The organism is Streptomyces boncukensis, from assembly GCF_011045075.1.
Taxonomy (GTDB): Bacteria; Actinomycetota; Actinomycetes; order Streptomycetales; family Streptomycetaceae; genus Streptomyces; species Streptomyces boncukensis.
In genome coordinates this window covers 1-11231 of sequence record NZ_JAAKZZ010000234.1, presented here as the reverse complement: position 1 = coordinate 11231, position 11231 = coordinate 1, and the positions used below count along the sequence as shown (strand labels likewise).

The window sequence follows — 11231 nt, the reverse complement described above, 5'->3', positions numbered from 1 at the left end:
GGTCAGGGGTTGCGCCACTTCGGGTCGCTCTCCCACTCGGAGGTCCGCTCGCTCGCGGTGGCCAGCGCCCGCTCCGCCTCCTCCCGCGTCGCGTACGGGCCCATCCGGTTCTTCCCCGGCGACTGCGGGCCCTCCTCGACCTCGCCGGTCTCCACGTTGTAGAAGAAGTCACCGGGCTTGCCGATGAGCCGCCGCTTCCGCCTGAAGAGCACCATGGCCCCATGCTCCCGCACCCGGCGGCGGCACGCAGCGCACCGTAGACTCGCAGACATGTCTGGCCAGTCTCTTCTCGTCCCCGGCACGGTCTCCCCGCGCCGCTCGGTACCCGCGTCGATCCCCCGCCCCGAGTACGTCGACAAGCCCGCGCCCGCCCCGTACGAGGGGCCCGAGGCGCAGGACGCCGAGACCCTGGAGCGGATGCGGACCGCGGGCCGGATCGCCGCGCGGGCGCTGGAGGAGGCGGCGAAGCACATCGCCCCGGGCGTCACCACGGACCAGCTGGACGACGTGGCGCACGCGTATATGGTCGAGCACGGTGCGTATCCGTCGACGCTCGGCTACCGCGGCTTCCCGAAGTCCCTGTGCACCTCCGTCAACGAGGTCATCTGCCACGGCATCCCGGACTCCACGGTGCTGCGCGACGGCGACATCGTGAACCTCGACGTGACGGCGTTCATCGGCGGCGTGCACGGCGACAACAACGCCACCTACCTGGTCGGCGACGTGGACGAGGCGTCGCGGCTGCTGGTCGAGCGCACCCGCGAGGCGCTCAACCGGGCGATCAAGGCCGTCAGGCCGGGCCGCCAGATCAACATCATCGGCCGGGTGATCGAGTCGTACGCGAAGCGCTTCGGCTACGGCGTGGTCCGGGACTTCACCGGGCACGGGATCAACACCGCGTTCCACTCCGGCCTGATCGTCCCGCACTACGACGACCCGCGCGCCACGACCGTGATCAAGCCGGGGATGACCTTCACCATCGAGCCGATGCTGACGCTGGGCACGCACGAGTGGGACATGTGGGAGGACGGCTGGACGGTCGTCACCAAGGACCGCAAGCGCACCGCGCAGTTCGAACACACCCTGGTGGTGACGGACTCGGGCGCCGAGATTCTCACCCGGCCCTAGGCCGCCCCTAGCGCGGGAGCGGTTCCATCCGCCAGGGTTTCCGGAAGAAGGCTGTAGTCTTCCGGAAGGGAATGCCGATGGCAGCGAACCGCGGGCGCAAGGTCACCATCACGGCCATCGCGCGAGAGGCCGGGGTGTCCGTGCCCACCGTCTCCCGCGTGGTGAACGGGCGCACGGACGTCGCCCCGGGCACCCGGGCGAAGGTCGAGGGGCTGCTGCGGCAGTACGGCTACCGGCGCCGCACCGCGACCCAGCGCGGCGCCCGTGCGGCGCTGCTCGACCTGGTCTTCAACGACCTCGACAGCCCGTGGGCCGTGGAGATCATCCGGGGCGTCGAGGAGGTCGCGCACGCCGACGGCGTGGGCACGGTGGTCTCCGCCATCCACGACCGCGCGGGCTCGGCCCGGCAGTGGATGCGCAACCTGCGGGCCCGCGCCTCGGACGGGGTGATCCTGGTGACCTCCGTCCTGGAGCCGGTGCTGCACGAGGAGCTGGGGCGGCTGGGCGTACCCACCGTCGTGGTGGACCCGGCGGGCTCCCCCGCGCTGGACGCGCCGACGGTCGGAGCCACCAACTGGGCGGGCGGCCGGGCCGCGACGGAGCATCTGCTGTCGCTGGGCCACCGCCGCATCGGCTTTATCGAGGGGCCGCCGCGGCTGCTGTGCAGCCGGGCCCGGCTGGACGGCTACCGCGCCGCGCTGGAGGCGGCGGGCGCCCCCGTCCTGCCGGAGCTGTCGGTGCCGGGCGACTTCTACCACGAGTCCGGGTTCCACGGCGGCGGGCGGCTGATGGAGCTGCCCGAGCCGCCCACCGCGGTGTTCGCCTCCAGTGACCAGATGGCGCTGGGTGCGATCGAGGCGCTGCGCCGGCGGGGTCTGAGGGTGCCGGAGGACGTGAGCGTGGTGGGCTTCGACGACCTGCCGGAGGTGCGGTGGTCGGCGCCGCCCCTCACCACCGTGCGGCAGCCGCTGTCGGACATGGGGAAGGTGGCGGCGCGGATGGTGCTGCGGGAGGCGCGGGGCGAGGAGAACGACAGCCCGCGCGTCGAGCTGGCGACGGAGCTGATGCTGCGGGCGAGCACGGGCCCGCCGCGAGGCGGGCGGGCATGAGGCGGGGGCCGGGCCCCGCGGCCCCGGCCCCGGACTCGGCCCCGGCCCCTCAGTTCACGCTGTGCGCGGGCCTCCGCCGTATCCAGGCCGCCGTGGCGGCGAGCGCTGCCAGGACGCACGCCAGCCCGAGCGTGCCCGCGTTCGCGCCGAGGCCGTGGATGAGGACGTAGGCCAGCGATCCCGCCGCCAGGCAGTAGTACAGCATCGGGAAGACCGTCTTGCGGATGAGCAGGCCCTCCCGGTCCACGAGCCCCACCGTGGCGCAGGCGGCGACCACGTTGTGCACCGTGATCATGTTGCCCGCGGCCCCGCCGACGGCCTGGGCCGCGACCACCACCCGGGGGATGCCGTCCGTCTTCTCGGCCGTCGAGTGCTGGAAGAGGCCGAACATCAGGTTGCTGACGGTGTTGCTGCCGCCGACGAACGCGCCGAGGGCCCCGATCCACGGCGCGAACAGCGGCCACGCCTGGCCCGCGATCTCGGAGGCGCCCTCGGCGAGGGTGAGCGGCATGCTGGCCCTGCCGGTGGCGTTGAAGTCGCCGCCGGAGTTGATGAAGACGCGGACCAGCGGCACGGCGAAGAGCAGGGCCACCCCCGCCAGCGCGATCTGGCGGCCGGCCACCCGCCAGGTGGCGACGATCCTCTCGCGCGGCATCCGGTAGAGGAGGTAGGTCAGGCCGACGGCGGTGAGCAGGACGGTGCCGGGCAGATAGAGGGGCTCGACGGTCTGCGTGACGCCGGTGCCGAAGATGCCGTGCCACTCGATGCCGACGTCGTTCAGGGCGTCCTTGAGGGGGAGTTGCGGCAGCCGGGTCAGCACCAGCAGCGCGGCCACCAGGACGTACGGGACCCAGGCGCGCGTCACCTTCATGTCGTCGGGTCCGGCGGGCCGCAGGTCGGGGGCGACACGCCCCATCCACTCGGGGAGCCAGCGCTCGCGCGGAGGGAAGTCCCAGGGCTCGGCGGGCTGCAGAAAGCCGCGCCGGGTGGCGAGGACGACGATCACGAGACCGGTCAGCCCGCCCAGCAGCGCGGGGAACTCCGGGCCGAGGAAGCGGGCCACGAGCAGATACGGCGCGGTCATCGCGCAGGCGGCGAAGAGGGCGAACGGGGCGACGGCCAGGCCGTCCCGGAAGCGGCGCTCCCGGCCGAAGAAGCCGGTGAGCATGCACACCAGGAACAGCGGGACGAGGGTGCCGACGACCGCGTGCAGCAGGGCGACGTCCACCGCGATGCGTTCGACGTACGCGCCGAGCGTCGTCCCGTCGGCCGCCAGCCGCTCCTCCACCTCGGGCGAGCCGGCCAGCCCGTCGTGCACGCCGACCAGCATCGGCGTTCCGGCCGCGCCGAAGCTGACGGGGGTGCTCTGGATGACGAGGCCGACCATGACGGCCGCCATCGCGGGGAAGCCCAGCGCGAGCAGCAGCGGCGCGGCGACCGCGGCGGGGGTGCCGAAGCCCGATGCGCCCTCGATGAAGCTGCCGAAGAGCCAGCCGACGATGACGGCCTGCACCCGCCGGTCCGGGCTGATCGCCGTGAAGCCGGAGCGGATGGCGCGCAGCGCGCCGCTGACGTCCAGGGTCGCGAGCAGCAGCAGCGCGCCGAAGACGATGTAGAGCAGGGTGAGGGCGATCAGCAGTCCCTGGACGGTGGACGCGGCGACCTCCGCGAAGCCCACGCCCCATGCCGTCACCGCGATCAGTACGACGAGCAGATAGCCCAGCGGCATGGCGTACCGGGCGGGCCAGCGCAGCCCGACGAGCAGCACACCGACGACGAGGATCGGCGCCAGGGCCAACAGGCTGAGCACCGCGAGGTTGTCCACCGTGCCACGCTCCCTACCGCCGTACGGCGCTGGTCTCCTGCTGATGAGCGCAGCATCGGCCGTTTGGCGTGTCACGATCAATACGTCGGACCCCTTGACCTGCTCGGCCCGCAGCCGCCGAGCGAGGTGGGGCACCGAGCGAGGTGGGGCGGGGCACCGGCCTCACCGGTGCCCCGCCACCCGCACGTGTGCGCCCGCGCCGCGTCCGCCCTCGCGGCTCCCCCTCACTTCCCCCCGGTCAGGAGTTGAGCGCGGCCAGTGTCGCGTGGTAGGCGGGCTTCTTCTGGTAGTTGTCGTCGAACAGCAGCGGGGTGCCCTGGGACCGCCACGAGTACTTGTCGGTCACGCCCCACACGGTGATCCCGGTGCAGGCGTCGACGGCCAGGCAGGTGTCCACGACCGTGCGGTAGTTGTTCGCCTGCGCGTCCCCGGAGCCCTCGATGTCCAGCTCGGTGATCTGGACTTCGACGCCGAGGTCGGCGAAGCGCTGGAGGTTGGCGCGGTAGTCGGACGGGACCGGTGACTGGCTGTTGAAGTGCGACTGGAAGCCGACGCGGTCGATGGGGACGCCGCGCTGCTTGAAGTCGGCCACCATCCGGTAGACGGCGTCGCTCTTCGCGTTGACGCCGTCGGTGTTGTAGTCGTTGTAGCAGAGGGTGGCGTCCGGGTCGGCGGCCCGCGCCGTGCGGAACGCCTCCTCGATGTAGCCGTCGCCGAGGCGCTGCTGGAAGACCGAGTCGCGGCGGGCGCCGCTGCCGCCGTCCTGGAACGCCTCGTTGACCACGTCCCAGTGGGAGACCCGGCCCGTGTAGTTCTGCATGATCTGGGTGATGTGGTGGTTCATGGCCGAGCGCAGGTCGTTCCCGCCGAGGCCGTTCACCCAGCCGGGCAGCTGGGAGTGCCAGACCAGGGTGTGTCCGCGTACGTCCATGCCCTGGCCGCGCGCGTGGTCGACGATCCGGTCGCCGGGGCCGTAGTCGAACTGGCCGCGGGAGGGCTCGATGGTCTCCCACTTCATCTCGTTCTCCGCCGTGGCGCTGTTGAACTCCCGGTTCAGCGTGCCGGTGTAGTCGGCCTCGCCGAGGTGGTGGCCGGCAACGGCGGCGCCGAAGTAGCGGCCCTTCTCGGCCGCGGCGGTCCCGAGGGTGTCCCCGGCGCCCGCCGCCGGGGACCCGGTGGCGAGGGCGACGGCTCCGGCGGCCAGCAGGGTGCCCGCCATGCGCAACATGCGTCTCACGCTTCCTCCTTGAGTGTCAGCGGAACGTGCGGTCCATCACACCCCTCCCTTCCGGAAAGAAAACCAGAACTACCGGAACTCGCAAGGGGGTGCGCACCGACTCGTCCCGGCCGCGCCGGACCGGATCACCGCTCAACTGCGCTTTCTGTCGAAGGCGTTGACAAGTCCGGATGGCATCCCTACGTTCGCCGGACAGCACGGCCGATAATTTTCGGAATTCTTCCGGAAGGTATGCGATGCGCTCCACACCGGCACGCCGTACGCTCCCCCGCCGCTCCTTCGTGGCCGGCACCGCCGCGCTGTTCGGTACACCGCTGGCCGCCGCGTGCGGCAGCGACGGTTCCGACCGCGCGGGCGGGGGCGGCGGCACCCTCGACGTCTGGGTCTACGAAGACCCCTCAACCGTGGTCCAGGAGGAGGCCGTCAAGCGGTTCAACAAGTCCTCCGACATCAAGGCGAAGCTCACCCGGGTGCCCGGGGACGGCTACGAGAACAAGCTCCGCACCTCGATGGGCACCGGCAACGCTCCCGACATCTTCTTCAACTGGGGCGGCGGCAGCATCCAGGACTTCGTCCGCAAGGACATGGTGCTGGACCTGACGCCGTATCTGCGGGAGGACTCCCGCTTCAAGGACGCGTTCATCCCCTCGATCCTCGAAGCCGGAACGGTCGACAGGAAGTACTACGGGGTGCCGATGCGCAGCGTGCAGCCCGTGCTCCTGTTCTACAACAAGGACGTCTTCCGCGAGGCCGGCGCCGAACCGCCCCGCTCCTGGAACGACATGCTGGACCTGGTCGACACCTTCAAGAAGCGGGACGTGATCCCGTACGCGCTCGGCGGCGCCGAGCCCTGGACCGACCAGATGTGGCTGGAGTACCTGCTGGACCGGTACGGCGGCCACGAGATCTTCTACAAGGTGCAGAACGGCGACATGTCCGCCTGGGGCCACCCGGCCGTCCTCAAGGCCGCCCAAGCGGTCGAGGACCTGGTGCGCCGGGGGGCGTTCGGCAAGAAGTACAAGTCGGTGCAGTACACCAACGACGCGGCGCCCACCCTGCTCGCCAAGGGCCGGGCCGCGATGCATCTGATGGGCAGCTGGGAGTACGCCAACCAGAAGGCGCAGCAGCCCGACTTCGCGAAGGACGGGCTCGGCTGGGTCCGCTTCCCCGACCTCCCCGGCGGCAGGGGCGACCCGGCGAACGTCGTCGGCAACCCCACCAACTACTGGTCGGTCAACGCCAAGGTGGCCGACGGCGAGCAGGGCGGGAAGCGGGAGGCGGCGGCCGTCGAGTTCGTCAAGCTCGCCGCGGAGAAGGAGTACTCGCGGGCCCTCATCGACAACGGGGACGTACCCCCCACCGCGCACGCCCGCTCCCTGCTGAGCGAGCACGACAACCCCGCGTACGCGCGCTTCCAGTACGACCTCGTCGACAAGGCGCCGTACTTCACCGTCTCCTGGAACCAGGCGCTGCCCGCCAAGCAGGGCACGCCGATGCTCACCGCCATCGAGAAGCTGTTCAACGGGCAGATCGGCCCGGAGAAGTTCGTCGCCACGCTCAAGGGGCTCTAGATGGCGGGTACCGCACACGCCGCCGGCCGGCCCCGGCTCGTCTGGGCGCTCCCGGGGCTGCTGTTCTTCGGGCTGTTCGCCGTGGCGCCCATGGCGCTGGTGGCCGGGCTCTCCTTCACCGACTGGGAAGGGCTGGGCTCCCCGACTTGGTCGGGCGGCGACAACTGGTCCCGGCTGTGGCACAGCGGCACCATGCGGCAGGCCGTCGGGCTGAGCCTGCTGCTGACCGCGCTGACCTGGCTGGTGCAGACCCCGGCCGCGCTGCTGCTGGGCGTGTGGGCCGCGGGCCGCCAGCGCAACCGCGCGCTGCTCTCCGCCGTGTTCTTCCTGCCGCTGCTGGCCTCGTCGGTGGCGCTCGCGCTGCTGTGGAAGTCGCTGCTCGACCCGAACTTCGGCATGCTGGCCGACCTCGGCGACTGGCTGGGCTTCGAGAGCGGCGAGGTGCTGGGCACCGGGCGGGGCGCGTTCGGCGCCGTGGTGTTCGTGGCGGCCTGGCAGTTCATCCCGTTCCACACGCTGCTCTACCAGGCCGGCGCGCGGCAGATCCCGCGGTCGCTCTACGACGCGGCGGCCATCGACGGCGCGGGCCGCGTACGGCAGTTCTTCAGCATCACCCTGCCGCAGCTGCGCAACACCGTGGTCACCTCCACCGTCCTGATGGTCGTCGGCGCGCTGACGTTCTTTGACACCGTGCTGATCCTCACCCAGGGCGGCCCCGGGACGGACACCACGATCCTTCCCTATCTGATGTACGAAACGGGCTTCCAGAGCTACGAGATGGGCTACGGCAGCGCCATCGCCGTCTCCCTGGTCCTCGCCGCGACCGCCGTCTCGGTGCTGGTCGTACGGCTCACCGGCTTCAGCTCCATGCGCAGCACCAGGGAGGGCATGTGACCGGCGTGCAGCATCCGCCACCCCCCGGACACCGCTCCCCGCCGTCCCGAAAACTCCTCCCTGCGGCGGGGAGCGGCACCCCGGGCCGCCGGCCCCGGCGCACGGGGCGCGCGGGTTCCCCGGCGCGCCGCCCGGGGAGCGCAGCCCGGCGGCCCAACTACCTGGCCGGGCTGGGCTCGCTGGTCTGGCTGGTCGTCGTCGCGCTGCCGCTGTACGTGCTCGTCACGGCCACCGTCCAGGGGCGCGACGCGTACTTCGACCGGGGGCCGCTGTCCCTGCCGTCCGAGTTCACCCTGGACAACTACCGGAGGGTCCTGGAGAGCGACTTCTTCGTCTACCTGGGGAACACCGCGCTCGTCACCCTCGCCTCGGCGGCGCTCGCGGTCGCCCTGTCCGTCACCGTCGCCTACCCGGTCGTGCGCACCCGCAGCCGGAGCTCGCAGCGGGTGTTCGGGCTGTTCCTGCTGGGCCTCGCCATCCCCGCGCAGGCCGTGATCATCCCCGTCTACCTCATCATCACCAAGCTGCGGCTCTACGACACCCTGTTCGGCGTCATCCTGCCGACCACCGCGTTCACGCTGCCGGTGTGCGTGCTGATCCTGGTCGGCGCGCTGCGCGACATCGACGAGGAGCTGTACGAGTCGATGGCGCTGGACGGCGCGGGGCCGGTGCGGATCCTGCTCCAGCTCGTGTTGCCGCTCTCCCGCGCGGGGATCTCCACCGTCGGCGTCTACGCCTCGCTGCAGGCGTGGAACGGCTTCCTCTTCCCCCTGATCCTCACCCAGTCCGAGGGCAACCGGGTGCTGACGCTCGGGCTCTACGACTACGTCGGGCAGTTCCGGGTGGACGTGCCCGCGCTGCTCGCCGCCGTGCTGCTCTCGATCATCCCCCTCTTCACCGTCTACCTCTTCGCCCGCCGCCAGCTGATCAACGGCCTGATGGGCGTCGGCGGCCGCTGAACACCTCATGAGAAGGAGCTCCATGGCTCTCGAACCCTGGCAGGACACCGGGCTGCCCGCCGAACGGCGCGCAGCGGACCTGGTCTCCCGGATGACCCTGGAGGAGAAGCTCGCCCAGCTCGCCGGCGTATGGCCCGGCTCGACGGCCACGGGCGCCGACGTCGCCCCGATGCAGCACGAGATGACGGGCGCCCAGGGCGCGGCGGACGCCGGGGACGCGGGGAGCGCCGGGGACGCCGGAGCGGCCGGAGCGGCCGGGGACGGCGGGGACGCCGCCGGGCCCGAGGCGCTGCTCCCGCACGGCCCGGGGCATCTGACGCGTCCGTTCGGCACGGCGCCCGTGGACCCCGCGGCGGGCGCCGCCGCGCTGGCCCGCGACCAGTCCCGGATCGCCGGGGCCAACCGCTTCGGCATCCCCGCGCTCGCCCACGAGGAGTGCCTGACCGGGTTCACGGCCTGGGGCGCCACGGTCTTCCCCACACCGCTGGCCTGGGGCGCGTCCTTCGACCCCGGGCTGGTGCGGCGGATGGCCGCCGCGATCGGCGGCTCGCTGCGCTCCGTCGGGGTGCACCAGGGCCTCGCGCCGGTGCTGGACGTGCTGCGCGATCCGCGCTGGGGCCGTACGGAGGAGACGCTGGGCGAGGACCCGTATCTGACGGCGACCGTGGGCGCGGCCTATGTGCGCGGGCTGGAGTCGACGGGGGTCGTCGCGACGCTCAAACACCTCGCGGGCTACGGGGCCTCGCGCGGCGCCCGGAACCACGCGCCGGTCTCCGTCGGCCCCCGGGAGCTGGCGGATGTGCTGCTGCCCCCCTTCGAGATGGCCGTCAGGGACGGCGGCGCCCGCTCCGTGATGCACGCGTACAACGACGTGGACGGGGTGCCGGCGGCCGCCGACCAGCGGCTGCTGACCGCGCTGCTGCGCGAGGAGTGGGGCTTCACGGGCACCGTCGTCTCGGACTACTTCGGCGTGTCCTTCCTGGAGCACACCCACCGGGTGGCGGGCTCCCCGGCCGAGGCGGCGGCGCTCGCGCTCGCCGCCGGCGTCGACGTCGAGCTGCCCGCGGTGCACTGCTACGGCGCTCCGCTGCTGAAGGCGGTGAGCTCGGGGGAGGTGCCGGAGGCGCTGGTGGACCGGGCCGCGCGGCGCGTGCTGCGCCAGAAGTGCGAACTGGGGCTGCTGGACGGTGCGCAGCGCGCTCCGGCTCCCCCGGACGCCCCGGCTCCCCAGGACGCCCCGGCGTCCGCTCCCGACGCCGGGCGGCCCGACCTCGACCCGCCCGCCCTGCGCGCGCTCGCCCGGGAGCTGGCCGAGGAGTCCGTCGTCCTGCTCGCCAACCCCTCCGGCGCCCTGCCGCTCGCGCCCCGAGCGCGTATCACCGTCGTCGGGCCGCTCGCCGACGACCCGGCGGCGCTGCTCGGCTGCTACAGCTTCCCCCGGCACGTCGGCGTGGAGCACCCCGGGGTGCCGCTGGGCGTCACGGTCCGCACGCCGCTGGAGGCGCTGCGCGCCGAGCTGCCGGACGCGGTCGTCACCCGCGCCGACGGGCCCGCGGCCCCGGACCTGGTGGCGGGCTCCGACCTGTGTGTGGCGGTGCTCGGCGACCGCGCGGGACTGTTCGGCCGCGGCACCTCCGGCGAGGGGTGCGACGCGGCGGACCTGGAGCTCCCGGACGGGCAGGGCGAGCTGCTCGACGCGCTGCTGGACTCCGCCTCCGCCGCCGGTACGCCGGTGGTGCTCGTCCTGCTCACCGGGCGCCCGTACGCGCTGGGCCGGTGGGCGGACCGGCTCGCCGCCGTCGTACAGGCGTTCTTCCCCGGCGAGGAGGGCGGTACGGCGCTGGCCGGGGTGCTGTCCGGCCGGGTGAACCCGTCCGGGCGGCTGCCGGTGAGCGTCCCCCGGGAGCCGGGCGGCCAGCCGTGGACCTATCTCGCCCCGCCGCTCGGCCAGGCGAACGGGGCCAGCTCGCTCGATCCCACGCCGCTGTACCCCTTCGGGCACGGCCTCTCCTACACCGGCTGGGCCTGGGAGGACGCGCGGTGCGACGACGCCGGGATCCCCACCGACGGCGGAACCACCCTGCGGGTCACCGTGCGCAACACCGGTCACCTCCGCGGTACCGAGGTGGTGCAGCTCTATCTGCACGACCCGGTGGCCAGGTGCGCGCGGCCCGTCGCCCGGCTGATCGGCTATGCGCGGGTCCCGCTGGGGCCCGGCGAGGCCGCCGAGGTGAGCTTCGGCTTCCACGCCGACCTCGCCGCGTACACCGTGGAGCCGGGGCGGCGCGTCGTGGAGCCCGGCGCGCTGGAGCTGCGGCTGGCCGCGTCCAGTGCGGACAGCGGGGTCCGGCACCGGATTCCGCTGACCCTCACGGGGCCGGAGCGGGTGGTGGGGCACGAGCGGCGGATGGAGTGCCCGGTGGCGGTCGGCGTCCGGGAGCGCGCAAAGTAACCGACAACCTGTCGGCAAACTGTTGACTTAGGTAAGCCTAAGTAGCAGGATCAAGG

At 72.6% G+C, this 11231-nt stretch carries 8 protein-coding genes and 1 pseudogene; 6 read left to right on the top strand and 3 right to left on the bottom strand.

Translation table 11 applies throughout. The features are described 5' to 3' along the window. Window positions 1–2: 2 nt before the first annotated feature. Window positions 3–215, bottom strand: coding sequence for a hypothetical protein (locus G5C65_RS21130; protein WP_165300462.1), 213 nt, complete (start codon window positions 213–215; stop codon window positions 3–5). 55 nt (window positions 216–270) lie between these two features. Between G5C65_RS21130 and map the strand changes: the two genes are divergently transcribed. Both map and G5C65_RS21120 read left to right on the top strand, forming a co-directional pair. Beyond that, entirely contained in the window at window positions 271–1128 is an 858-nt protein-coding gene (gene map, locus G5C65_RS21125) for a type I methionyl aminopeptidase (protein WP_165300461.1), read from the top strand. A 77-nt stretch (window positions 1129–1205) separates the two neighbouring features. Further along, a complete protein-coding gene (locus tag G5C65_RS21120) occupies window positions 1206–2237 on the top strand; it encodes a LacI family DNA-binding transcriptional regulator (RefSeq protein ID WP_165300460.1) in 1032 nt (343 codons plus the stop codon). 49 nt (window positions 2238–2286) lie between these two features. Here the strand turns inward: G5C65_RS21120 and G5C65_RS21115 are convergent, their stop codons facing one another. Together G5C65_RS21115 and G5C65_RS21110 are read right to left on the bottom strand one after the other, a co-directional pair. Then, on the bottom strand, window positions 2287–4062 hold the full coding sequence (locus G5C65_RS21115; RefSeq protein WP_165300459.1) for a lactate permease LctP family transporter: 1776 nt from the start codon (window positions 4060–4062) through the stop codon (window positions 2287–2289). A 247-nt stretch (window positions 4063–4309) separates the two neighbouring features. Continuing rightward, window positions 4310–5290, bottom strand: a pseudogene (locus G5C65_RS21110) (glycoside hydrolase family 10 protein); the annotation flags it as partial. Between the two features lie 245 nt (window positions 5291–5535). Here G5C65_RS21110 and G5C65_RS21105 point away from each other — a divergent pair. The 4 genes from G5C65_RS21105 to G5C65_RS21090 are packed head-to-tail and all read left to right on the top strand — an operon-like array spanning window position 5536 to window position 11175. Next, window positions 5536–6870 carry an ABC transporter substrate-binding protein gene (locus G5C65_RS21105; protein ID WP_165300458.1) on the top strand — a complete coding sequence of 445 codons (1335 nt, stop codon included), beginning with the start codon at window positions 5536–5538 and terminating at the stop codon, window positions 6868–6870. After that, window positions 6871–7764: a carbohydrate ABC transporter permease gene (locus G5C65_RS21100; RefSeq protein ID WP_165300457.1), complete on the top strand. Its 894-nt coding sequence runs from the start codon at window positions 6871–6873 to the stop codon at window positions 7762–7764. It begins immediately after the preceding gene. Then, window positions 7761–8723, top strand: a complete 963-nt coding sequence (locus G5C65_RS21095) for a carbohydrate ABC transporter permease (RefSeq protein WP_420903341.1) — start codon at window positions 7761–7763, stop codon at window positions 8721–8723. Before G5C65_RS21100 ends, G5C65_RS21095 begins: the two co-directional genes overlap by 4 nt. A 22-nt stretch (window positions 8724–8745) precedes the next feature. Further along, a complete protein-coding gene (locus G5C65_RS21090; protein ID WP_165300456.1) occupies window positions 8746–11175 on the top strand; it encodes a beta-xylosidase/alpha-l-arabinosidase in 2430 nt (809 codons plus the stop codon). Window positions 11176–11231: the final 56 nt, after the last annotated feature.

Excerpts from the sequence above, each read along its gene's own strand:
- G5C65_RS21105 (WP_165300458.1), top strand. The coding sequence starts at position 5,536 with ATGCGCTCCACACCGGCACGCCGTACGCTCCCCCGCCGCTCCTTCGTG.
- G5C65_RS21100 (WP_165300457.1), top strand. The coding sequence starts at position 6,871 with ATGGCGGGTACCGCACACGCCGCCGGCCGGCCCCGGCTCGTCTGGGCG.
- G5C65_RS21120 (WP_165300460.1), top strand. The coding sequence starts at position 1,206 with ATGGCAGCGAACCGCGGGCGCAAGGTCACCATCACGGCCATCGCGCGA.
- map (WP_165300461.1), top strand. The coding sequence starts at position 271 with ATGTCTGGCCAGTCTCTTCTCGTCCCCGGCACGGTCTCCCCGCGCCGC.
- G5C65_RS21130 (WP_165300462.1), bottom strand. The coding sequence starts at position 215 with ATGGTGCTCTTCAGGCGGAAGCGGCGGCTCATCGGCAAGCCCGGTGAC.
- G5C65_RS21090 (WP_165300456.1), top strand. The coding sequence starts at position 8,746 with ATGGCTCTCGAACCCTGGCAGGACACCGGGCTGCCCGCCGAACGGCGC.